An 18,878-nucleotide genomic window follows, 5' to 3' on the forward strand; every position below is an offset into this window, starting at 1 on the left:
GCCACCTGTTCGGTGTTACCGGAAGAGAATAGCCAACAGATTAAAGCCTTCCTGCAACGCACTGAAGATGCAATGCTTTGCGAAACAGGAACACCAGAGCAACCGGGTAAACAAAATCTGCCCGACGCCGAAGAAGGTGACGGCTTCTTTTACGCTAAGCTAATTAAAAAGTGATGAGATAACGGGTCGCGACTGATGAAAATTATCATTCTGGGTGCCGGCCAGGTTGGTGGCACGCTGGCGGAAAACCTGGTAGGCGAAAATAACGATATTACCGTTGTCGATACCAATGGTGAGCGTCTGCGGACCTTGCAGGATAAATTTGACCTGCGAGTCGTTCAGGGTCATGGCTCTCACCCACGGGTCTTGCGAGAGGCCGGTGCCGATGACGCCGATATGCTGGTTGCAGTAACCAGTTCAGATGAAACCAATATGGTTGCCTGTCAGGTAGCTTACTCGCTTTTCAACACCCCTAACCGTATCGCTCGCATCCGTTCACCAGATTACGTCCGGGATGCCGATAAGCTCTTTCATTCAGACGCTGTACCAATTGATCATCTGATAGCACCAGAGCAGTTGGTTATCGATAATATTTACCGGCTGATTGAATATCCCGGCGCATTACAGGTGGTGAACTTCGCAGAAGGCAAAGTCAGCCTGGCAGTAGTCAAAGCCTATTATGGCGGCCCGCTGATTGGTAATGCGCTTTCGACCATGCGCGAGCATATGCCACATATCGATACCCGTGTAGCGGCCATCTTCCGTCACGATCGCCCCATTCGTCCACAAGGATCAACCATCGTTGAAGCTGGCGATGAAGTGTTCTTTATTGCCGCTTCGCAACATATCCGCGCAGTGATGAGTGAATTACAGCGCCTGGAAAAACCGTATAAACGCATTATGTTGGTTGGTGGCGGTAATATCGGTGCCGGGTTGGCGCGTCGACTGGAAAAAGATTACAGCGTCAAACTCATCGAACGTAATCAGCAACGTGCCGCCGAGCTGGCAGAAAAATTGCAAAATACGATCGTCTTTTTTGGTGATGCATCAGATCAAGAACTGTTGGCCGAAGAACATATTGATCAAGTTGATCTGTTCATCGCCGTCACCAACGATGACGAGGCCAATATCATGTCGGCCATGCTTGCTAAACGCATGGGTGCGAAAAAGGTAATGGTATTGATCCAGCGTCGCGCTTATGTGGATCTGGTTCAAGGAAGCGTGATCGATATTGCGATTTCACCGCAACAGGCAACCATTTCTGCGCTACTCAGTCACGTACGAAAAGCAGATATCGTTGGTGTTTCCTCATTACGCCGCGGTGTAGCTGAAGCTATTGAAGCCGTTGCTCACGGGGATGAAAGTACTTCTCGTGTTGTCGGTAGGGTTATAGATGAAATTAAACTGCCGCCGGGAACAATTATCGGTGCTGTGGTTCGTGGAAATGATGTCATGATAGCCAATGATAATTTGCGCATTGAGCAAGGCGATCACGTGATTATGTTCCTGACAGATAAAAAGTTTATTACCGACGTTGAACGCCTCTTCCAGCCAAGCCCTTTCTTCTTGTAATTCATGAGGCGTCTTGTGGCGCCTTATTATTTCCTTTTGTTTTTCAAGGTTTAATTAAATTCATTCCTGACAGGAAAATGGCTTAACATTTGTTAGACTTATAAATGTCAGCTTCATAGGGAGAATAAGATGAGCATTATTAAAGAATTTCGCGAATTTGCGATGCGCGGGAATGTGGTGGATTTGGCTGTGGGTGTCATTATCGGTGCGGCCTTCGGTAAGATTGTCTCTTCACTGGTTGCCGATATCATCATGCCGCCGCTAGGTTTGTTAATTGGTGGGATCGACTTTAAACAGTTTGCTGTCACGTTACGCGATGCGCAGGGGGATGTACCCGCTGTTGTCATGCATTACGGTGTCTTCATTCAAAACGTATTTGATTTTCTGATTGTTGCCTTTGCCATCTTTATGGCGATTAAGCTAATCAACAAACTGAATCGTAAAAAAGAAGAACCGGCAGCGGCACCAGCACCAACTAAAGAAGAAGTGTTACTGACAGAGATTCGCGATTTGTTGAAAGAGCAAAATAACCGCTCTTAACAAATGCCTGAAAGCAGAAGGCCAGTGGTAAAAAAGTGATTTACTTTCTTGCCACTGGCCTCCCAGTTATTCCGGTTACCCTGTTTGCCTTTACGCATGTAACTTCCTTTCCCTTTCTTATTTTTCTCAACTCGTTGTCTGAACAAGGGATCATGCAGTAATGCTTCAATCGCATTATCCTTTATCTGCCCTTTAGTATGCTGATATCGACTCATAAAAACTCCTGTTGGTTATTTAACCGCGCGAGTGTAATCCTGCCAGTGCAATAAATCAACAGCCTGTTTTCACACCACTTGCACCTTGCTCAAGAGCTTCGAGAATTGAGCAATAAACGCTGCTATGGGCTGTTCCGCAGCAGGCATCATTAAGTCGTTGCAGTGAACGTTGCATACTCTGCAACTCAGCTATTCGTGCTTCCACTTCCTGTAGTCTTTCCTGCACAATGCCTTTTGATTCCTGGCAGGTATGATGTTCAGGATCGATACGGATCGACAACAACTCACGGATCGACTCAAGACTAAAACCGAGCTGTCTGGCATGGCGAATAAATTTCAAACGTCGGAGATCGCTTTCGGTATAAAGACGAAAACCACCTTCGGTACGTACTTCATGATCCATCATCTGCTGCTTTTCATAATAACGAATAGTGTCAGGCGTCACTTCCGCCAATTTTGCCAGCTCACCAATGCGATACATAAACGCTCTCTCAGTTGTCATTAATTTTATTCAGAAGCTTACCTGCATATTCGCCATGTAAAAATTCTGTGCTCAAACCTGCTTGTCGCAGTTTTAACTCTAGCAAAGATAACCTGCGGCTAACTTCCTGATATTGTGGATCGTCCTGACGAATGCTTTTAAGAATATCCAGAAGCTGAATTGCTTCCCTCCGCTGCTCAAGTTCTGGCGGTAAACAACCGGCATTCTTCAACAAGCGATACCCCGCACGTAATTCCGGTGGCACATGGGAATCATCATCCAGTATCAATAGTTCGCCGCTACCTGGTAGGTTATCAAACTCACCTTTCGCTTGCGCTTCTGATATATGGCGCTCTGCCCACTGGTCAAGTAACCACATAAATACTCCAGGGGATGAACAAAAAGAGTACAGCTATTGTAGATAAGTGGGGATGCGACGGGTATAAAAAAACCCGCCGGGGCGGGTTTTTTTACGTTGCTTCAGATTACTCTGCAGCAGCTTCTGCTTTCGATTCAGAACGATCAACCAGCTCGATGTATGCCATCGGCGCGTTGTCGCCTGCACGGAAGCCACACTTCAGAATGCGAGTGTAACCACCGGCGCGGCTCGCGAAACGCGGGCCCAGCTCGTTAAACAGTTTTGCCACGATCTCGTTATCACGAGTACGGGCGAATGCCAGACGACGATTAGCTACGCTATCAGTCTTGGCAAGAGTAATCAGCGGCTCAACTACGCGGCGCAGCTCTTTCGCTTTAGGCAGAGTCGTCTTGATGATTTCATGACGAACCAGTGAACCTGCCATATTGCGGAACATAGCCTGGCGATGGCTGCTGTTGCGGTTCAGTTGACGACCACTCTTACGATGGCGCATGACCTTATCCTTCTCAGTAAAACCTTAACCTGTGATCCGGTTACTCGTCAGCGATGCTTGCCGGTGGCCAGTTTTCCAGGCGCATGCCCAGAGACAGTCCACGGGAAGCCAGCACGTCTTTAATCTCAGTAAGAGATTTTTTACCAAGGTTAGGCGTTTTAAGAAGCTCAACCTCGGTACGCTGTACCAGATCACCGATATAGTGGATAGCTTCTGCTTTAAGGCAGTTAGCAGAGCGGACAGTCAATTCCAGATCGTCAACAGGGCGCAGCAGGATCGGATCGAACTCTGGTTTCTCTTCTTTCACTTCCGGCTGACGTACATCACGTAAGTCAACGAAAGCTTCCAGTTGTTCAGCCAGAATGGTTGCCGCACGACGAATCGCCTCTTCAGGATCGATTGTGCCGTTGGTTTCCATTTCGATGACCAGCTTGTCCAGGTCGGTACGCTGTTCTACACGCGCTGCTTCAACATTGTAGGCAATACGCTCTACAGGGCTGTAGCATGCGTCGACCAGCAGACGGCCGATTGGGCGCTCATCTTCTTCCGAATGAATTCGGGTAGAAGCCGGCACATAACCACGACCGCGCTGAACTTTGATACGCATGCTAATAGACGCGTTCTCATCGGTCAGGTGGCAGATCACGTGCTGCGGCTTGACGATTTCGACATCACCGTCGTGGGTGATATCGGCTGCAGTCACAGGGCCAATGCCAGATTTATTCAAGGTAAGAATAACTTCATCTTTGCCCTGAACTCTCACCGCCAGCCCTTTCAGGTTGAGCAGGATTTCCAGGATATCTTCCTGAACGCCTTCTTTGGTGCTGTACTCATGTAGTACACCATCAATCTCAACCTCGGTCACCGCGCAACCCGGCATCGATGAGAGCAGAATACGGCGCAGTGCGTTACCCAGAGTATGGCCAAAGCCACGCTCTAAAGGCTCAAGGGTCACCTTGGCGTGCGTCGAACTCACTTGCTCGATATCAACCAGGCGCGGTTTTAGAAACTCTGTCACAGAACCCTGCATTGTGTCCTCTCTTTGGTACTAAGCTTTACTTGGAGTAAAGCTCGACGATCAGGTGTTCGTTAATGTCCGCAGACAGATCAGAACGCTCCGGCTTACGCTTAAACGTACCTTCCATCTTGCCAGCATCAACTTCCAGCCAGGTTGGCTTTTCACGCTGCTCAGCCAGCTCCAGAGCGGCTTTCACGCGAGACTGCTTCTTCGCTTTCTCACGAATGCTTACAACGTCATTCGGACTAACCTGATAAGAAGCGATGTTAACAACACGACCGTTTACCATAATTGCTTTGTGGCTAACCAGCTGACGTGCTTCTGCACGAGTGGCACCGAAGCCCATACGGTATACAACGTTGTCCAGACGACCTTCCAGCAGAGCCAACAGGTTTTCACCGGTGTTGCCTTTCAGACGTGCTGCTTCTTTATAGTAGTTACGGAACTGACGCTCCAGCACACCATAGATACGGCGAACTTTTTGCTTTTCACGCAACTGCACACCATAGTCAGACAGACGCGGTTTACGCGCACCGTGCTGGCCAGGAGCTTGTTCAATTTTACACTTGGTATCGATCGCGCGAACGCCAGACTTAAGGAATAAGTCGGTGCCCTCACGACGGCTCAGCTTGAGCTTAGGACCCAAATATCTTGCCATTTTCTTTCTCCAACAAACCTGGAAAACGAAGCGTTATACGCGACGTTTTTTCGGCGGACGACAACCGTTATGAGGGATCGGAGTCACATCAGTAATGTTAGTGATGCGGAAACCTGCGGCGTTCAGAGCACGAATAGTAGATTCGCGGCCTGGACCCGGACCTTTAACCATAACTTCCAGATTCTTGATGCCGTATTCTTTCACGGCGTCAGCGCAACGCTCTGCTGCAACCTGAGCTGCAAACGGAGTGGATTTGCGAGAACCACGGAAACCGGAACCACCGGCAGTTGCCCAACCCAACGCGTTACCCTGACGATCAGTGATAGTCACGATGGTGTTGTTGAAAGAAGCATGGATATGAGCCACGCCGTCAGAGACTTGTTTTCTTACACGTTTACGTGCACGAATTGGTGCCTTTGCCATTATTCAATCACCCCGATTATTTCTTGATCGGTTTGCGCGGACCCTTACGGGTACGTGCGTTGGTCTTGGTACGCTGACCGCGAACCGGGAGACCACGACGATGACGCAAACCGCGATAGCAACCAAGATCCATCAGGCGCTTGATGCTCATGCTGATTTCACGGCGCAGATCACCTTCAACGACAAATTTGGCAACTTCGTCACGCAGCGTGTCGATTTGTCCTTCAGACAGCTCACTGATCTTAACATCTTCAGCGATACCCGCTGCAGCCAGGATGGCTTTGGAACGGGTCTTGCCGACGCCATAAATCGAAGTTAATGCGATTACGGCATGCTTATGATCAGGAATGTTAATGCCTGCTATACGGGCCACTATGCACTCCTACTATTTAATATGTACGTTCCATGCTGAAAAGCCCGTTTTCAGGATACTCAAATGGAAACGCACAGACATACAAAAGATTGGCTGGCTAATCTAGCCAGCTCAACCCAACTTTGCAAGAAAAATATGCGAATAAATCAGCCTTGGCGCTGTTTATGCTTCGGCTCGGCACTGCAAATCACACGGATGACACCATCACGCTTAACGATTTTGCAGTTACGGCATAATTTCTTGACGGAAGCACGAACTTTCATTTTTACTCTCCGTAACTTCTCGGGCGCCCAATTAACGGCCGTAGCCTTTCAGGTTCGCCTTCTTCAATGCAGACTCATACTGACTGGACATCATCAGAGTTTGCACTTGAGCCATAAAGTCCATAATCACGACAACAACGATAAGCAGTGATGTTCCACCGAAGTAGAACGGTACTTTCATTGCATCACGCATGAACTCCGGGATCAGGCAGATAAAGGTAATGTACAGCGCACCAACCAGGGTCAGGCGGGTCATTACTTTATCGATATACTTCGCCGTTTGCTCTCCCGGACGAATTCCTGGTACAAATGCACCGGACTTCTTCAGGTTATCTGCTGTTTCACGCGGGTTGAAAACCAACGCCGTGTAGAAGAAACAGAAGAAGATGATTGCAGACGCATAGAGTAACACATAAAGCGGTTGCCCAGGCTGCAAATACAGCGAAATTGTTGTCAGCCAGTTCCAACCAGTACCGCCCCCGAACCATGACGCAATGGTTGCCGGGAACAGAATAATACTGGAAGCGAAGATTGCCGGGATTACCCCCGCCATATTCACTTTCAGCGGTAAATGTGTGCTCTGTGCAGCATAGACACGACGACCCTGCTGACGTTTCGCGTAGTTTACCACAATGCGGCGTTGGCCACGCTCAACAAATACAACAAAGAACGTCACTGCAAATACTAATACTGCAACCAACAGCAACACGAGGAAGTGCAGGTCGCCTTGACGCGCTTGCTCGATAGTATGGGCAATGGCTGGCGGGAGTCCCGCGACAATACCGGCGAAGATAATGATTGAGATACCGTTGCCGATACCACGTTCAGTAATCTGTTCACCCAACCACATCAGGAACATTGTTCCTGTGACCAGACTTACAACAGCGGTGAAGTAGAATGCAAAGCCCGGATTCATAACCAGGCCTTGCATACCAGGCATATTCGGAAGACCGGTAGCAATACCGATCGACTGAAATATTGCCAGCACCAGAGTACCGTAGCGGGTGTACTGGCTGATCTTACGACGACCAGACTCCCCTTCTTTCTTAATTTCTGCCAGCGTTGGATGGACCACCGTCAGCAACTGGATAATAATTGATGCCGAAATGTACGGCATAATACCCAGAGCAAAGATAGAAGCACGGCTGAGAGCACCACCAGAGAACATGTTGAACATTTCAATGATGGTGCCTCGCTGTTGCTCAAGCAGTTTGGCAAGTACAGCGGCATCAATACCAGGGATCGGAATGAAAGAGCCAATACGGAACACAATCAGCGCACCGATAACAAACAGCAGTCTGCGTTTCAGCTCGCCTAAGCCACCTTTGGCACTTTGAAAATCTAATCCCGGTTGTTTAGCCATCTGCTACTTATTCCTCGATTTTACCGCCAGCAGCTTCGATAGCAGCACGAGCGCCTTTAGTAACACGCAGGCCACGAACAGTTACCGGAGTTGTAACTTCACCAGCCAGGATCACTTTCGCGAACTCGATCTGGATACCGATAATGTTAGCCGCTTTCAGCGTATTCAGGTCTACAACACCGCCTTCTACTTTAGCCAGGTCAGACAGACGAACTTCGGCTGTAATCGCTGCTTTACGAGAAGTGAAGCCGAATTTCGGCAGACGACGGTACAGAGGCATCTGACCACCCTCAAAACCGCGACGTACGCCACCGCCAGAACGAGACTTCTGACCTTTGTGACCACGACCACCGGTTTTACCGAGGCCAGAACCGATACCACGACCCAGGCGTTTACCCGCCTTTTTGGAGCCTTCGGCCGGAGACAGAGTATTTAAACGCATCTCTTACTCCTCAACTTTAACCATGAAGGAAACCGCGTTGATCATACCGCGAATAGCAGGAGTATCCTCGCGCTCTACGGTGTGACCAATACGACGCAGACCCAGGCCAAGCAGCGTTGCCTTGTGTTTCGGCAGACGACCGATTGCACTGCGGGTTTGAGTAATTTTAATAGTCTTTGCCATGGTTTATTTCCCCAGAATTTCTTCAACGGATTTACCACGCTTGGCAGCGACCATTTCTGGAGAACTCATATTTTCCAGGCCATCAATAGTTGCACGAACCACGTTGATCGGGTTGGTAGAACCATATGCTTTAGCCAGAACGTTATGAACTCCAGCGACTTCCAGAACGGCGCGCATTGCACCACCGGCAATGATACCAGTACCTTCGGAAGCCGGCTGCATGAATACGCGAGAACCCGTATGAACACCTTTAACAGGGTGCTGCAGAGTGCCGTTATTCAGCGCGACGTTAATCATATTGCGACGGGCTTTTTCCATCGCTTTCTGGATCGCTGCTGGAACTTCACGCGCTTTACCGTAACCAAAACCAACGCGACCGTTACCATCGCCTACTACAGTCAGAGCTGTGAAGGAGAAAATACGACCACCTTTAACGGTTTTAGATACGCGGTTTACCGCGATCAGCTTTTCCTGCAGTTCGCCAGCTTGTTTTTCGATGTGAGCCATCTTACACCTCTACCTTAGAACTGAAGGCCAGCTTCACGGGCAGCATCTGCCAGTGCCTGGACACGACCATGATATTGGAACCCGGAACGGTCAAAGGATACATCTTTGATGCCTTTTTCCAGAGCGCGTTCAGCGACAGCCTTACCCACAGCTGCAGCCGCGTCTTTGTTACCGGTGTACTTCAGTTGTTCAGCGATAGCTTTTTCTACAGTAGAAGCAGCTACCAGAACTTCAGAACCGTTCGGTGCAATTACCTGTGCGTAAATGTGACGCGGGGTACGATGTACCACCAGGCGAGTTGCGCCCAGCTCCTGGAGCTTGCGGCGTGCGCGGGTCGCACGACGGATACGAGCAGATTTCTTATCCATAGTGTTACCTTACTTCTTCTTAGCCTCTTTGGTACGCACGACTTCGTCGGCGTAACGAACACCCTTGCCTTTATAAGGCTCAGGACGACGGTAGGCGCGCAGATCCGCTGCAACCTGGCCGATCACCTGCTTATCAGCGCCTTTCAGCACGATTTCAGTCTGAGTCGGACATTCAGCAGTGATACCCGCAGGCAGCTGATGGTCAACAGGATGAGAGAAACCCAGAGACAGGTTAATCACATTGCCTTTAACCGCTGCACGATAACCTACACCAACCAGCTGCAGCTTCTTAGTGAAGCCTTCGGTAACACCGATAACCATTGAGTTCAGCAGGGCACGCGCAGTGCCAGCCTGTGCCCAACCGTCTGCGTAACCATCACGCGGACCGAAGGTCAGGGTATTATCTGCATGTTTAACTTCAACAGCATCGTTGAGAGTACGAGTCAGCTCGCCGTTTTTACCTTTGATCGTAATAACCTGACCGTTGATTTTTACATCAACGCCGGCAGGAACAACGACCGGTGCTTTAGCAACACGAGACATTTTTTCCTCCGATTAGGCTACGTAGCAGATAATTTCGCCACCAAGACCAGCCTGGCGCGCTGCACGATCAGTCATAACACCTTTAGAGGTAGAAACAACTGCGATACCCAGACCCGCCATAACTTTCGGCAGCTCATCTTTACGTTTATAGATGCGCAGACCTGGGCGGCTGACACGCTGAATGCTTTCTACAACAGCTTTGCCCTGGAAATACTTAAGAGTCAGTTCCAGTTCAGGCTTGGTGTCGCCTTCAACTTTAAAATCTTCAATAAAACCTTCTTCCTTCAGCACGTTGGCGATTGCCACTTTCAGCTTGGAGGAAGGCATGGTGACCGCAGCTTTGTTCGCGGCCTGACCGTTACGGATACGGGTCAGCATATCCGCGATCGGATCTTGCATGCTCATCTGTCTTTACTCCCGTGATTCAATTGGTGACAATTACCAGCTAGCCTTTTTCAGACCCGGGATTTCACCGCGCATAGCGGCTTCACGGACCTTAATACGGCTCAACCCGAACTTCCGCAGGAAACCATGCGGACGACCTGTTTGACGGCAGCGGTTACGCTGACGAGACGGGCTGGAATCACGCGGCAGAGTCTGCAGCTTGAGAACAGCATTCCAACGATCTTCGTCGGAAGCGTTCACATCAGAGATGATCGCTTTCAGTTCAGCGCGTTTCGCGAAGTATTTATCAGCTAAAGCTACGCGTTTTACTTCGCGTGCTTTCATTGATTGCTTAGCCATTTAGTAACCCTACCTTACTTGCGGAACGGGAAGTCAAAGGCAGCCAGCAGAGCACGGCCTTCTTCGTCAGATTTCGCAGTAGTGGTAATGGTAATATCCAAACCACGAACGCGGTCGACTTTATCGTAGTCGATTTCTGGGAAGATGATCTGCTCACGGACACCCATGCTGTAGTTACCACGACCGTCGAAAGACTTAGCGGACAAGCCACGGAAGTCACGGATACGCGGTACAGCAATAGTGATCAGGCGCTCAAAGAACTCCCACATGCGTTCGCCACGCAGAGTTACTTTACAGCCGATCGGATAGCCCTGACGGATTTTGAAGCCTGCAACAGATTTGCGTGCTTTGGTGATCAGCGGTTTTTGACCGGAGATTGCTGCCAGGTCTGCTGCTGCGTTATCCAGCAGTTTTTTGTCAGCGATCGCTTCACCAACACCCATGTTCAGGGTGATCTTCTCGACCCGAGGGACTTGCATGACAGAATTGTAGTTAAACTCAGTCATGAGTTTTTTAACTACTTCGTCTTTGTAGTAATCATGCAGTTTCGCCATCGTACTACTCCAAATTACTTGATAGTTTCGCTGTTAGACTTGAAGAAACGGACTTTTTTACCGTCTTCGAATCTAAAGCCTACACGGTCAGCCTTGCCGGTTGCCGCATTGAAGATTGCTACGTTGGAAACCTGGATAGCGGCTTCTTTCTCAACGATGCCACCCGGTTGGTTCAGAGCCGGAACTGGCTTCTGGTGTTTCTTAACCAGGTTGATACCTTCAACAATGACCTTGCCGGAAGACAGGACATTCTTAACTTTACCGCGCTTACCTTTATCTTTACCGGTTAACACGATAACTTCGTCATCACGACGGATCTTCGCTGCCATGATTCGCTCCTTAGAGTACTTCTGGTGCCAGAGAGATAATTTTCATGAACTTCTCACTACGAAGCTCACGAGTTACCGGCCCAAAAATACGCGTACCGATAGGCTGCTCGCTGTTGTTGTTCAGAAGAACACAAGCATTACCATCGAAGCGAATGACAGAACCGTCCGGGCGACGAACACCCTTCTTGGTGCGCACCACTACCGCCTTCAGCACATCACCTTTTTTGACCTTACCACGCGGAATTGCTTCTTTGATGGTGATCTTGATGATGTCGCCTACGCCTGCGTAGCGACGGTGCGAGCCACCCAGAACCTTGATACACATTACGCGACGTGCACCGGAGTTGTCGGCGACGTTCAGCATAGTCTGTTCTTGGATCATTTTAGTGCTCCGCTAATGTCAACTACTACTGAGACCCGAAAATCAGGCCGTTAAAAAGCCCCATATCGAGGGCGCGGCATTATAACACCGCTTCAACGATAAGGGTAGAAAAAATAAACGGCTCATCGCTGAGCCGTTTATTCGTATCGAGAAAGTGTACTGTATTACAGAACTGCTTTCTCTACAACGCGAACCAGCGTCCAGGATTTGGTCTTGGACAGCGGGCGGCATTCGCGGATTTCAACCACGTCACCGATACCGCATTCGTTGTTCTCGTCATGTACGTGCAGTTTGGTCGTACGCTTGATGAATTTACCGTAGATCGGGTGTTTCACAAAACGTTCGATAGCAACAACAATGGATTTCTCCATTTTGTCGCTAACAACGCGACCTTGCAGAGTACGGATTTTATCGGTCATTACGCACCCGCCTTCTCAGTCAGTAAAGTCTTAACGCGTGCGACATCGCGACGCACTTGCTTCAACAGGTGAGACTGTTGCAGCTGGCCACTTGCAGCCTGCATACGCAGGTTGAACTGCTCACGCAGCAGGTTCAGCAGCTCGGTGTTCAGCTCTTCAACGCTCTTCTCACGCAGCTCTTTTGCTTTCATTACATCACCGTCTTAGTTACAAAGGTGGTTTTAATCGGCAGTTTCGCTGCTGCCAGCTTGAATGCTTCACGGGCCAGCTCTTCCGGAACACCGTCCATTTCATACAGGACTTTACCCGGCTGAATCAAGGCAACCCAATACTCCACGTTACCTTTACCTTTACCCATACGCACTGCCAGCGGCTTTTCAGTGATCGGTTTGTCCGGGAACACACGGATCCAGATCTTACCTTGACGCTTAACTGCACGGGTCATAGCACGACGTGCTGCTTCGATCTGACGTGCAGTCAGACGACCACGGCCAACAGCTTTCAGACCGAAGCTGCCGAAGCTAACATCCGTACCCTGCGCCAGACCGCGGTTACGGCCTTTGTGCATTTTACGGAATTTTGTACGCTTTGGTTGTAACATCAGCGACGCTCCTTATTTACGGCCTTTACGCTGCTGCTTTTTAGGCTGAGCAGCCGGTTTTTCCGGTTGTTCAACAGCAGCCATACCACCCAGGATCTCGCCTTTGAAGATCCACACTTTAACGCCGATTACACCGTAAGTGGTGTGCGCTTCGGAGGTGTTGTAGTCGATGTCAGCACGCAGAGTGTGCAGCGGTACGCGACCTTCGCGGTACCATTCGGTACGTGCGATTTCCGCGCCGCCCAGACGGCCGCTAACTTCAACTTTGATACCTTTAGCGCCCAGACGCATTGCGTTCTGTACAGCACGCTTCATAGCACGACGGAACATAACGCGACGTTCCAGCTGAGAAGTGATGCTGTCAGCAACCAGTTTTGCGTCCAGTTCAGGCTTACGAACTTCGGCGATGTTGATCTGTGCAGGAACGCCAGCGATGTCCGCTACGACCTTACGCAGTTTTTCTACGTCTTCACCTTTCTTACCGATAACGATACCCGGGCGAGCAGTGTGAATGGTTACACGGATGCTCTTAGCCGGACGCTCGATAACGATACGAGATACGGACGCTTTAGCCAGTTCCTTAGTCAGGTACTGACGTACTTTAAAATCGCTGTCCAGGTTGTCAGCGAATTCTTTGGTGTTCGCAAACCAGGTAGAGTTCCATGGTTTTACAATACCCAGGCGAATACCATTAGGATGTACTTTCTGACCCATTGCTAGTCTCCAGAGTCTCAGCGATCGGACACAACCACAGTGATGTGGCTGGTGCGCTTCAGGATGCGATCTGCACGACCTTTTGCACGCGGCATAATGCGCTTCATGCTCGGGCCTTCGTCTACGAAAATTTTCGTAACTTTCAGATCGTCAATGTCAGCGCCATCGTTGTGTTCAGCGTTAGCAATGGCAGATTCCAGAACCTTCTTGACCAGTACAGCCGCTTTCTTGTTGGTGTAGGTCAGAATATCCAGAGCCTGCGACACTTTCTTACCGCGAATCAGGTCAGCAACAAGGCGAACCTTCTGAGCAGAAGAACGAGCATGGCGATGTTTAGCGATAGTTTCCATCTCTTCCTCCTACCTTATTTCTTTTTCGCTTTTTTATCAGCAGCATGGCCGCGATAAGTACGAGTCGGTGCGAATTCACCCAGTTTGTGACCAACCATTTCGTCGGTTACAAATACCGGAACGTGCTGACGACCATTATGGACAGCGATGGTCAAACCGATCATGTTAGGAAAGATCGTTGAACGACGGGACCAAGTGCGCAGGGGCTTCTTGTCTCCGCTTTCCACCGCTTTCTCTACCTTCTTCAGCAAGTGCAGGTCAATAAAAGGACCTTTCTTGAGAGAACGTGGCATGGCTTATCCTCTAAAATTATTTGCTACGGCGACGTACGATAAATTTATCAGTACGCTTGTTGCTGCGGGTCTTCTTACCTTTGGTCTGAACGCCCCACGGAGTTACCGGGTGCTTACCAAAGTTACGACCTTCACCACCACCATGTGGGTGGTCTACCGGGTTCATCGCCGTACCGCGAACGGTAGGACGAACACCACGCCAGCGTGCAGCACCTGCTTTACCCAGAACGCGCAGCATATGCTCAGCATTGCCAACTTCGCCCAGAGTAGCGCGGCAGTCTGCTTCTACTTTACGCATTTCACCAGAACGCAGACGCAGGGTGACATAAGCACCGTCGCGAGCAACGATCTGAACGTAAGTACCAGCGGAACGTGCCAGCTGACCGCCTTTACCTGGTTTCATTTCTACGTTGTGAACAGTAGAACCAACCGGGATGTTGCGCATCGGCAGAGTGTTGCCTGGTTTGATTGCAGCATCAACGCCAGACTGAATCTGGTCGCCAGCTTTCAGGCCTTTAGGGGCCAGGATGTAACGGCGCTCACCGTCTTTGTACAGAACCAGCGCGATGTTCGCGGAACGGTTCGGATCGTACTCAAGACGTTCAACAACTGCCGGAATACCGTCTTTGTTGCGTTTGAAGTCAACAATACGGTAAGCCTGCTTGTGGCCACCACCGATATGACGAGTGGTGATACGGCCATTGTTGTTACGACCACCGGATTTGCTGTTTTTTTCCAGCAACGGAGCAAAAGGTTTGCCCTTGTGCAGCTCAGGGTTAACCACTTTAACAACGTGGCGACGACCCGGAGATGTCGGTTTACATTTAACAACTGCCATTGTATTACTCCTCCGACTTACTCAGCGCCGCCAACGAAGTCCAGGTTCTGGCCTTCTTTCAGGGTGACGTAAGCTTTTTTCCAGTCGCTACGACGACCGATACGCTGTCCGTGACGTTTAACTTTCCCTTTAACAACCAGGGTGTTAACGACTTCGACTTCGACTTCAAACAGTTTCTGCACAGCAGCTTTGATTTCTGCTTTGGTCGCGTCTTTAGCAACTTTGAGCACGATGGTGTTAGATTTTTCCATCGCAGTAGACGCTTTTTCAGAAACGTGCGGTGCACGCAGCACCTTCAGCAGACGTTCTTCACGAATCATGCCAGCATCTCCTCAACTTGCTTAACAGCATCAGCAGTCATTACGACTTTGTCGAAGGCGATCAGGCTAACCGGGTCGATACCAGTTGCATCGCGTACGTCAACCTTGTGCAGGTTGCGCGCAGCCAGGAACAGGTTCTCGTCCAGCTCACCGGTGATGATCAGCACATCTTCCAGAGCCATGTCTTTCAGTTTCTGTGCCAGCAGCTTAGTTTTCGGTGCTTCTACAGAGAACTTCTCGACAACGATCAGACGATCCTGACGTACCAGTTCGGACAGGATGCTTTTCAGCGCGCCGCGGTACATCTTCTTGTTAACTTTTTGACTGTGGTCCTGCGGACGAGCAGCGAAGGTCACGCCACCAGAACGCCAAATCGGGCTCTTGATAGAACCAGAACGCGCACGGCCGGTGCCTTTCTGGCGCCACGGTTTTTTACCGGAACCAGTTACTTCAGCACGAGTCTTCTGAGCACGAGTACCCTGACGAGCACCGGCTGCATAAGCAACAACAACCTGGTGAACCAGCGCTTCGTTGAAATCACGACCGAAGGTAGTTTCGGAAACAGTCAGCGCGCTCTGCGCGTCTTTCAATACTAATTCCATTGCTATCTCCTTACGCCTTCACAGCTGGTTTAACGATCAGGTCGCTACCGGTTGCACCCGGGACAGCACCTTTCACCAGCAGCAGGTTGCGCTCAGCGTCAACGCGTACTACGTCAAGGCTCTGAACGGTTACACGTTCGTTACCCATCTGACCTGCCATTTTCTTGCCTTTGAACACTTTGCCCGGAGTCTGGTTCTGACCGATAGAACCCGGTACGCGGTGAGACAAGGAGTTACCGTGAGTAGCATCCTGGGTACGGAAGTTCCAGCGCTTAACGGTACCTGCGAAACCTTTACCTTTAGAGGTGCCAGTTACGTCAACTTTTTTAACGTCAGCAAACAGTTCAACGCTAATGCTCTGACCTACAGTGAACTCTTCGCCTTCAGCCAGGCGGAATTCCCACAGACCACGGCCAGCTTCTACGCCAGCTTTAGCAAAGTGGCCAGCTTCAGGCTTGGTCACACGGTTAGCTTTTTTAGCACCGGTGGTTACCTGAATAGCACGGTAGCCATCGTTAGCCAGGTCTTTAACCTGAGTAACGCGGTTTGCTTCAACTTCGATTACGGTTACTGGGATAGAAACGCCGTCTTCTGTGAAGATACGGGTCATACCCACTTTTTTACCGACTAAACCAATCATTGTTTCAACCTCTCAATCGCTCAATGACCTGATTAACCCAGGCTGATCTGCACGTCTACACCGGCAGCCAGATCCAGACGCATCAGAGCATCAACGGTTTTCTCGGTTGGCTCAACGATGTCAACCAGACGCAAGTGAGTACGGATTTCGTACTGATCACGCGCGTCTTTGTTGACGTGCGGAGAGATCAGAACAGTGAAGCGCTCTTTGCGTGTCGGCAGCGGGATCGGACCACGGACCTGCGCACCAGTGCGCTTGGCAGTCTCGACGATTTCCGCGGTTGCTTGATCGATCAGACGATGATCAAACGCTTTCAGGCGGATACGGATTCTTTGGTTCTGCATGAGACCAGAGCTCCAATTATTTTATAAACGAAAATGATTACTCCTCAGACCCATTACGATTGATGGGAGAGTGTAACCGTTCTTACGTAGCTCCCCGATTGGGAGCATTGTTAGGTAGCCAAAATCAGCTAACTGAGGTTCAGATTGAACCTGCTGTCAACTACGACAAGCCCGCGCATTATACGTAAATCTGAGCCTGACGCAAGCATCGCGTAGAAATTAATCGTAGTGAGCATATTGCGAACTACATTCCACCAAATATGTAAGGTTGTGAAGAGAGAATTTTTCGCCGGAACCAGGTTAACAAAGTCGGCAATTCTTTGTTGCTGATTATCTGGACTTATTCGAAGGTGATACTCCATTTACAGAGGATGCTTTATGGATGCCACCTTTCCTTTTCTGATTTTATACATTTGCTTATCGTCCCTGCTTTTTTTCTATGATGCAAAACATGGCTTGCTGCCTGACAGGTTTACCTGCCCATTACTCTGGTCCGGGCTTCTTTTTTATCAAATTTGTCACCCTGGCGGTTTAGCCGATGCGTTATGGGGGGCCATTATCGGTTACGGTGCATTCGCCATTATCTACTGGGGTTATCGCATACTGCGCCATAAAGAAGGATTAGGCTATGGCGATGTGAAGTTTCTCGCAGCCCTCGGAGCCTGGCATACATGGGCATTTCTGCCACGGCTGGTTTTTCTTGCTGCGTCATTCGCCTGCGGAGCAGTTGTTATTGGTGTGCTCATGAGGGGAAAAGCATCATTAAAAAACCCGCTGCCTTTCGGACCATTTCTGGCGGCTGCGGGTTTCGTTGTAGGCTGGGATAGTCTGCTGACGGGCAGTTAATCATTAACTTTAATTTGTGATTGCAGGTAATTCTGTAGGCCTATTTTATCAATGAGATCAAGTTCAGTTTCTAGCCAGTCAATATGGCCTTCTTCATCAGCAAGAATTTCGATCATCATATCGCGGCTGACATAGTCACGGACATTGTCGGCGTAGGCGATGGCCTCACGAAGATCCTTTGCCCCTTCCAACTCTAAACGCAGGTCGGACTGCAGCATCTCTTCGACATCTTCACCTATTCCCAGCTTACCCAGATCCTGTAAATTGGGGATTCCTTCTAAGAATAAAATACGCTCGATATATTTATCAGCGTGTTTCATCTCATCGATGGATTCATGGTATTCGACGTCATTAAGGCGCATCAGGCCCCAGTTTTTAAACATCCGGGCATGAAGAAAATACTGATTGATTGCGACAAGCTCATTTCCCAATAGTTTATTGAGATAATTTATGATTTTAACATCACCTTTCATTTTATAGTCCCTCCGCTTCCACTATTAGAGCGTAGATGGGGCTAGCGGGATGTCAAAAAATAAGCGCGGGCTTCAGGCAATCTCTTTAAATTCGGGCATCTGCATCAACTCATCCTGCATCACTTCGCGTGCGGCGCGAATGCACTTACCACATTGATTTCCCACAGGAATAAACTTACGTAATTGTTGAAAAGACTGAGGATGAAATTGACGTACCGCCTGACGAATTTTTTTGTCACTTACACCATTACACAAACAAACGTACATGATTACTCCCGTTCAAATTCTGCGCAAAGTGTAAATGAGAATAGTTATGATTACAATAGCACAATTTTATTTGCACCACGGTACAGCGAGCAAGAATTACGACTAAATATTTCCAGAATAAATTACGGGCAGCAAAAAGGGCGCCGAAGCGCCCTTTTCAATTCAAAACTAATTAACGAGTAATTAGCTCAGAACTTTAGCTACAACGCCCGCACCAACGGTACGGCCGCCTTCACGGATTGCGAAACGCAGACCGTCGTCCATCGCGATCGGGTGGATCAGGGTAACAACCATTTTGATGTTGTCGCCCGGCATTACCATCTCTACGCCTTCCGGCAGTT

Annotated in this window: 36 protein-coding genes and 2 pseudogenes; 4 read left to right on the plus strand and 34 right to left on the minus strand. The window is 49.5% G+C overall.

Translation table 11 applies throughout. The annotated features are described in order from the left end of the window. From C0K55_RS23980 to mscL, 3 genes and pseudogenes are all read left to right on the plus strand, one after another. Positions 1 to 174, plus strand: a pseudogene (locus tag C0K55_RS23980) (16S rRNA (cytosine(967)-C(5))-methyltransferase RsmB); the annotation flags it as partial. A 21-nt stretch (positions 175 to 195) separates the two neighbouring features. Further along, a complete protein-coding gene (gene trkA / locus C0K55_RS23985) occupies positions 196 to 1,572 on the plus strand; it encodes a Trk system potassium transporter TrkA (RefSeq protein WP_000691382.1) in 1,377 nt (458 codons plus the stop codon). 129 nt (positions 1,573 to 1,701) lie between these two features. Beyond that, positions 1,702 to 2,112: a large-conductance mechanosensitive channel protein MscL gene (gene mscL / locus C0K55_RS23990; protein ID WP_000022446.1), complete on the plus strand. Its 411-nt coding sequence runs from the start codon at positions 1,702 to 1,704 to the stop codon at positions 2,110 to 2,112. Here the strand turns inward: mscL and arfA are convergent. The 31 genes from arfA to rpsJ form a co-directional block, all read right to left on the minus strand. Next, complete coding sequence (arfA, locus tag C0K55_RS23995; RefSeq protein ID WP_000092705.1) at positions 2,109 to 2,327, minus strand: alternative ribosome-rescue factor ArfA; 219 nt, start codon at positions 2,325 to 2,327, stop codon at positions 2,109 to 2,111. The genes mscL and arfA overlap by 4 nt on opposite strands. A gap of 55 nt (positions 2,328 to 2,382) precedes the next feature. After that, positions 2,383 to 2,808, minus strand: a complete 426-nt coding sequence (gene zntR / locus C0K55_RS24000; protein ID WP_000285595.1) for a Zn(2+)-responsive transcriptional regulator — start codon at positions 2,806 to 2,808, stop codon at positions 2,383 to 2,385. Between the two features lie 10 nt (positions 2,809 to 2,818). Next, the gene (locus C0K55_RS24005) at positions 2,819 to 3,187 is read right to left on the minus strand and encodes a DUF1992 domain-containing protein (RefSeq protein ID WP_105266774.1); all 369 of its coding nucleotides are present in this window, start codon (positions 3,185 to 3,187) and stop codon (positions 2,819 to 2,821) included. A gap of 106 nt (positions 3,188 to 3,293) precedes the next feature. Further along, a complete protein-coding gene (gene rplQ, locus C0K55_RS24010; RefSeq protein WP_001216372.1) occupies positions 3,294 to 3,680 on the minus strand; it encodes a 50S ribosomal protein L17 in 387 nt (128 codons plus the stop codon). Positions 3,681 to 3,720: 40 nt separating this feature from the next. Further along, the gene (locus C0K55_RS24015) at positions 3,721 to 4,710 is read right to left on the minus strand and encodes a DNA-directed RNA polymerase subunit alpha (protein ID WP_001162094.1); all 990 of its coding nucleotides are present in this window, start codon (positions 4,708 to 4,710) and stop codon (positions 3,721 to 3,723) included. 25 nt (positions 4,711 to 4,735) lie between these two features. Beyond that, positions 4,736 to 5,356: a 30S ribosomal protein S4 gene (gene rpsD, locus C0K55_RS24020; protein ID WP_000135224.1), complete on the minus strand. Its 621-nt coding sequence runs from the start codon at positions 5,354 to 5,356 to the stop codon at positions 4,736 to 4,738. Between the two features lie 33 nt (positions 5,357 to 5,389). Beyond that, a complete protein-coding gene (gene rpsK / locus C0K55_RS24025) occupies positions 5,390 to 5,779 on the minus strand; it encodes a 30S ribosomal protein S11 (protein WP_001029684.1) in 390 nt (129 codons plus the stop codon). A gap of 16 nt (positions 5,780 to 5,795) precedes the next feature. After that, entirely contained in the window at positions 5,796 to 6,152 is a 357-nt protein-coding gene (gene rpsM, locus C0K55_RS24030; protein WP_000090775.1) for a 30S ribosomal protein S13, read from the minus strand. Between the two features lie 146 nt (positions 6,153 to 6,298). Further along, a complete protein-coding gene (rpmJ, locus tag C0K55_RS24035; RefSeq protein WP_000868187.1) occupies positions 6,299 to 6,415 on the minus strand; it encodes a 50S ribosomal protein L36 in 117 nt (38 codons plus the stop codon). A gap of 31 nt (positions 6,416 to 6,446) precedes the next feature. After that, a complete protein-coding gene (gene secY, locus C0K55_RS24040; RefSeq protein WP_001118864.1) occupies positions 6,447 to 7,778 on the minus strand; it encodes a preprotein translocase subunit SecY in 1,332 nt (443 codons plus the stop codon). Positions 7,779 to 7,785: 7 nt separating this feature from the next. Next, complete coding sequence (rplO, locus tag C0K55_RS24045) at positions 7,786 to 8,220, minus strand: 50S ribosomal protein L15 (protein WP_001238917.1); 435 nt, start codon at positions 8,218 to 8,220, stop codon at positions 7,786 to 7,788. A gap of 3 nt (positions 8,221 to 8,223) precedes the next feature. Beyond that, a complete protein-coding gene (gene rpmD, locus C0K55_RS24050; protein WP_001140433.1) occupies positions 8,224 to 8,403 on the minus strand; it encodes a 50S ribosomal protein L30 in 180 nt (59 codons plus the stop codon). A gap of 3 nt (positions 8,404 to 8,406) precedes the next feature. Then, positions 8,407 to 8,910: a 30S ribosomal protein S5 gene (gene rpsE / locus C0K55_RS24055; RefSeq protein WP_000940122.1), complete on the minus strand. Its 504-nt coding sequence runs from the start codon at positions 8,908 to 8,910 to the stop codon at positions 8,407 to 8,409. 14 nt (positions 8,911 to 8,924) lie between these two features. Then, complete coding sequence (gene rplR, locus C0K55_RS24060; RefSeq protein WP_000358960.1) at positions 8,925 to 9,278, minus strand: 50S ribosomal protein L18; 354 nt, start codon at positions 9,276 to 9,278, stop codon at positions 8,925 to 8,927. A 9-nt stretch (positions 9,279 to 9,287) separates the two neighbouring features. Next, entirely contained in the window at positions 9,288 to 9,821 is a 534-nt protein-coding gene (gene rplF, locus C0K55_RS24065) for a 50S ribosomal protein L6 (protein WP_000091945.1), read from the minus strand. A gap of 12 nt (positions 9,822 to 9,833) precedes the next feature. Next, positions 9,834 to 10,226, minus strand: a complete 393-nt coding sequence (gene rpsH, locus C0K55_RS24070; RefSeq protein WP_000062611.1) for a 30S ribosomal protein S8 — start codon at positions 10,224 to 10,226, stop codon at positions 9,834 to 9,836. Between the two features lie 33 nt (positions 10,227 to 10,259). Then, positions 10,260 to 10,565, minus strand: a complete 306-nt coding sequence (rpsN, locus tag C0K55_RS24075; protein ID WP_001118930.1) for a 30S ribosomal protein S14 — start codon at positions 10,563 to 10,565, stop codon at positions 10,260 to 10,262. Between the two features lie 14 nt (positions 10,566 to 10,579). Then, a complete protein-coding gene (rplE, locus tag C0K55_RS24080) occupies positions 10,580 to 11,119 on the minus strand; it encodes a 50S ribosomal protein L5 (protein WP_001096200.1) in 540 nt (179 codons plus the stop codon). 14 nt (positions 11,120 to 11,133) lie between these two features. Then, positions 11,134 to 11,448 carry a 50S ribosomal protein L24 gene (rplX, locus tag C0K55_RS24085; protein WP_000729185.1) on the minus strand — a complete coding sequence of 105 codons (315 nt, stop codon included), beginning with the start codon at positions 11,446 to 11,448 and terminating at the stop codon, positions 11,134 to 11,136. 10 nt (positions 11,449 to 11,458) lie between these two features. Next, positions 11,459 to 11,830, minus strand: a complete 372-nt coding sequence (gene rplN / locus C0K55_RS24090) for a 50S ribosomal protein L14 (RefSeq protein WP_000613955.1) — start codon at positions 11,828 to 11,830, stop codon at positions 11,459 to 11,461. A gap of 164 nt (positions 11,831 to 11,994) precedes the next feature. Then, positions 11,995 to 12,249: a 30S ribosomal protein S17 gene (gene rpsQ, locus C0K55_RS24095; protein WP_000130100.1), complete on the minus strand. Its 255-nt coding sequence runs from the start codon at positions 12,247 to 12,249 to the stop codon at positions 11,995 to 11,997. Continuing rightward, the gene (gene rpmC, locus C0K55_RS24100; protein ID WP_000644742.1) at positions 12,249 to 12,440 is read right to left on the minus strand and encodes a 50S ribosomal protein L29; all 192 of its coding nucleotides are present in this window, start codon (positions 12,438 to 12,440) and stop codon (positions 12,249 to 12,251) included. Before rpmC ends, rpsQ begins: the two co-directional genes overlap by 1 nt. Then, positions 12,440 to 12,850 (minus strand): 50S ribosomal protein L16, encoded by a 411-nt coding sequence (gene rplP, locus C0K55_RS24105; RefSeq protein ID WP_000941212.1) that lies wholly within the window; start codon positions 12,848 to 12,850, stop codon positions 12,440 to 12,442. The genes rpmC and rplP overlap by 1 nt, the downstream gene beginning before the upstream one ends. Before the next feature lie 12 nt (positions 12,851 to 12,862). Next, positions 12,863 to 13,564 carry a 30S ribosomal protein S3 gene (rpsC, locus tag C0K55_RS24110; protein ID WP_000529945.1) on the minus strand — a complete coding sequence of 234 codons (702 nt, stop codon included), beginning with the start codon at positions 13,562 to 13,564 and terminating at the stop codon, positions 12,863 to 12,865. Between the two features lie 17 nt (positions 13,565 to 13,581). Beyond that, positions 13,582 to 13,914 (minus strand): 50S ribosomal protein L22, encoded by a 333-nt coding sequence (gene rplV / locus C0K55_RS24115; RefSeq protein ID WP_000447529.1) that lies wholly within the window; start codon positions 13,912 to 13,914, stop codon positions 13,582 to 13,584. Between the two features lie 14 nt (positions 13,915 to 13,928). Continuing rightward, entirely contained in the window at positions 13,929 to 14,207 is a 279-nt protein-coding gene (gene rpsS, locus C0K55_RS24120) for a 30S ribosomal protein S19 (RefSeq protein ID WP_001138117.1), read from the minus strand. 16 nt (positions 14,208 to 14,223) lie between these two features. Next, entirely contained in the window at positions 14,224 to 15,045 is an 822-nt protein-coding gene (gene rplB / locus C0K55_RS24125; RefSeq protein WP_000301864.1) for a 50S ribosomal protein L2, read from the minus strand. A 17-nt stretch (positions 15,046 to 15,062) separates the two neighbouring features. Further along, positions 15,063 to 15,365, minus strand: a complete 303-nt coding sequence (gene rplW, locus C0K55_RS24130; protein ID WP_000617544.1) for a 50S ribosomal protein L23 — start codon at positions 15,363 to 15,365, stop codon at positions 15,063 to 15,065. After that, the gene (gene rplD / locus C0K55_RS24135; RefSeq protein ID WP_000424395.1) at positions 15,362 to 15,967 is read right to left on the minus strand and encodes a 50S ribosomal protein L4; all 606 of its coding nucleotides are present in this window, start codon (positions 15,965 to 15,967) and stop codon (positions 15,362 to 15,364) included. Before rplD ends, rplW begins: the two co-directional genes overlap by 4 nt. A gap of 10 nt (positions 15,968 to 15,977) precedes the next feature. Beyond that, the gene (gene rplC, locus C0K55_RS24140; protein ID WP_000579833.1) at positions 15,978 to 16,607 is read right to left on the minus strand and encodes a 50S ribosomal protein L3; all 630 of its coding nucleotides are present in this window, start codon (positions 16,605 to 16,607) and stop codon (positions 15,978 to 15,980) included. A 32-nt stretch (positions 16,608 to 16,639) separates the two neighbouring features. Further along, positions 16,640 to 16,951 carry a 30S ribosomal protein S10 gene (rpsJ, locus tag C0K55_RS24145; protein WP_001181004.1) on the minus strand — a complete coding sequence of 104 codons (312 nt, stop codon included), beginning with the start codon at positions 16,949 to 16,951 and terminating at the stop codon, positions 16,640 to 16,642. 378 nt (positions 16,952 to 17,329) lie between these two features. Here rpsJ and C0K55_RS24155 point away from each other — a divergent pair, with 378 nt between their 5' ends. Beyond that, complete coding sequence (locus tag C0K55_RS24155; protein WP_000340140.1) at positions 17,330 to 17,797, plus strand: prepilin peptidase; 468 nt, start codon at positions 17,330 to 17,332, stop codon at positions 17,795 to 17,797. Here C0K55_RS24155 and bfr read toward each other — a convergent pair. The 3 genes and pseudogenes from bfr to tuf form a co-directional block, all read right to left on the minus strand. Then, entirely contained in the window at positions 17,794 to 18,270 is a 477-nt protein-coding gene (gene bfr / locus C0K55_RS24160; RefSeq protein WP_000675514.1) for a bacterioferritin, read from the minus strand. The genes C0K55_RS24155 and bfr overlap by 4 nt on opposite strands. Before the next feature lie 72 nt (positions 18,271 to 18,342). Then, the gene (gene bfd / locus C0K55_RS24165) at positions 18,343 to 18,537 is read right to left on the minus strand and encodes a bacterioferritin-associated ferredoxin (protein WP_000289090.1); all 195 of its coding nucleotides are present in this window, start codon (positions 18,535 to 18,537) and stop codon (positions 18,343 to 18,345) included. A gap of 183 nt (positions 18,538 to 18,720) precedes the next feature. Further along, positions 18,721 to 18,878 (minus strand): annotated as a pseudogene (gene tuf / locus C0K55_RS24175) (elongation factor Tu); the annotation flags it as partial.

The sequence above is a fragment of the Escherichia sp. MOD1-EC6098 genome (assembly GCF_002965865.1).
Lineage (GTDB): Bacteria > Pseudomonadota > Gammaproteobacteria > Enterobacterales > Enterobacteriaceae > Escherichia > Escherichia marmotae.

Coding starts and splice junctions, on each gene's coding strand:
- trkA (WP_000691382.1), top strand. CDS start 196: ATGAAAATTATCATTCTGGGTGCCGGCCAGGTTGGTGGCACGCTGGCG.
- mscL (WP_000022446.1), top strand. CDS start 1,702: ATGAGCATTATTAAAGAATTTCGCGAATTTGCGATGCGCGGGAATGTG.
- arfA (WP_000092705.1), bottom strand. CDS start 2,327: ATGAGTCGATATCAGCATACTAAAGGGCAGATAAAGGATAATGCGATT.
- zntR (WP_000285595.1), bottom strand. CDS start 2,808: ATGTATCGCATTGGTGAGCTGGCAAAATTGGCGGAAGTGACGCCTGAC.
- C0K55_RS24005 (WP_105266774.1), bottom strand. CDS start 3,187: ATGTGGTTACTTGACCAGTGGGCAGAGCGCCATATATCAGAAGCGCAA.
- rplQ (WP_001216372.1), bottom strand. CDS start 3,680: ATGCGCCATCGTAAGAGTGGTCGTCAACTGAACCGCAACAGCAGCCAT.
- C0K55_RS24015 (WP_001162094.1), bottom strand. CDS start 4,710: ATGCAGGGTTCTGTGACAGAGTTTCTAAAACCGCGCCTGGTTGATATC.
- rpsD (WP_000135224.1), bottom strand. CDS start 5,356: ATGGCAAGATATTTGGGTCCTAAGCTCAAGCTGAGCCGTCGTGAGGGC.
- rpsK (WP_001029684.1), bottom strand. CDS start 5,779: ATGGCAAAGGCACCAATTCGTGCACGTAAACGTGTAAGAAAACAAGTC.
- rpmJ (WP_000868187.1), bottom strand. CDS start 6,415: ATGAAAGTTCGTGCTTCCGTCAAGAAATTATGCCGTAACTGCAAAATC.
- secY (WP_001118864.1), bottom strand. CDS start 7,778: ATGGCTAAACAACCGGGATTAGATTTTCAAAGTGCCAAAGGTGGCTTA.
- rplO (WP_001238917.1), bottom strand. CDS start 8,220: ATGCGTTTAAATACTCTGTCTCCGGCCGAAGGCTCCAAAAAGGCGGGT.
- rpmD (WP_001140433.1), bottom strand. CDS start 8,403: ATGGCAAAGACTATTAAAATTACTCAAACCCGCAGTGCAATCGGTCGT.
- rpsE (WP_000940122.1), bottom strand. CDS start 8,910: ATGGCTCACATCGAAAAACAAGCTGGCGAACTGCAGGAAAAGCTGATC.
- rplR (WP_000358960.1), bottom strand. CDS start 9,278: ATGGATAAGAAATCTGCTCGTATCCGTCGTGCGACCCGCGCACGCCGC.
- rplF (WP_000091945.1), bottom strand. CDS start 9,821: ATGTCTCGTGTTGCTAAAGCACCGGTCGTTGTTCCTGCCGGCGTTGAT.
- rpsH (WP_000062611.1), bottom strand. CDS start 10,226: ATGAGCATGCAAGATCCGATCGCGGATATGCTGACCCGTATCCGTAAC.
- rpsN (WP_001118930.1), bottom strand. CDS start 10,565: ATGGCTAAGCAATCAATGAAAGCACGCGAAGTAAAACGCGTAGCTTTA.
- rplE (WP_001096200.1), bottom strand. CDS start 11,119: ATGGCGAAACTGCATGATTACTACAAAGACGAAGTAGTTAAAAAACTC.
- rplX (WP_000729185.1), bottom strand. CDS start 11,448: ATGGCAGCGAAGATCCGTCGTGATGACGAAGTTATCGTGTTAACCGGT.
- rplN (WP_000613955.1), bottom strand. CDS start 11,830: ATGATCCAAGAACAGACTATGCTGAACGTCGCCGACAACTCCGGTGCA.
- rpsQ (WP_000130100.1), bottom strand. CDS start 12,249: ATGACCGATAAAATCCGTACTCTGCAAGGTCGCGTTGTTAGCGACAAA.
- rpmC (WP_000644742.1), bottom strand. CDS start 12,440: ATGAAAGCAAAAGAGCTGCGTGAGAAGAGCGTTGAAGAGCTGAACACC.
- rplP (WP_000941212.1), bottom strand. CDS start 12,850: ATGTTACAACCAAAGCGTACAAAATTCCGTAAAATGCACAAAGGCCGT.
- rpsC (WP_000529945.1), bottom strand. CDS start 13,564: ATGGGTCAGAAAGTACATCCTAATGGTATTCGCCTGGGTATTGTAAAA.
- rplV (WP_000447529.1), bottom strand. CDS start 13,914: ATGGAAACTATCGCTAAACATCGCCATGCTCGTTCTTCTGCTCAGAAG.
- rpsS (WP_001138117.1), bottom strand. CDS start 14,207: ATGCCACGTTCTCTCAAGAAAGGTCCTTTTATTGACCTGCACTTGCTG.
- rplB (WP_000301864.1), bottom strand. CDS start 15,045: ATGGCAGTTGTTAAATGTAAACCGACATCTCCGGGTCGTCGCCACGTT.
- rplW (WP_000617544.1), bottom strand. CDS start 15,365: ATGATTCGTGAAGAACGTCTGCTGAAGGTGCTGCGTGCACCGCACGTT.
- rplD (WP_000424395.1), bottom strand. CDS start 15,967: ATGGAATTAGTATTGAAAGACGCGCAGAGCGCGCTGACTGTTTCCGAA.
- rplC (WP_000579833.1), bottom strand. CDS start 16,607: ATGATTGGTTTAGTCGGTAAAAAAGTGGGTATGACCCGTATCTTCACA.
- rpsJ (WP_001181004.1), bottom strand. CDS start 16,951: ATGCAGAACCAAAGAATCCGTATCCGCCTGAAAGCGTTTGATCATCGT.
- C0K55_RS24155 (WP_000340140.1), top strand. CDS start 17,330: ATGGATGCCACCTTTCCTTTTCTGATTTTATACATTTGCTTATCGTCC.
- bfr (WP_000675514.1), bottom strand. CDS start 18,270: ATGAAAGGTGATGTTAAAATCATAAATTATCTCAATAAACTATTGGGA.
- bfd (WP_000289090.1), bottom strand. CDS start 18,537: ATGTACGTTTGTTTGTGTAATGGTGTAAGTGACAAAAAAATTCGTCAG.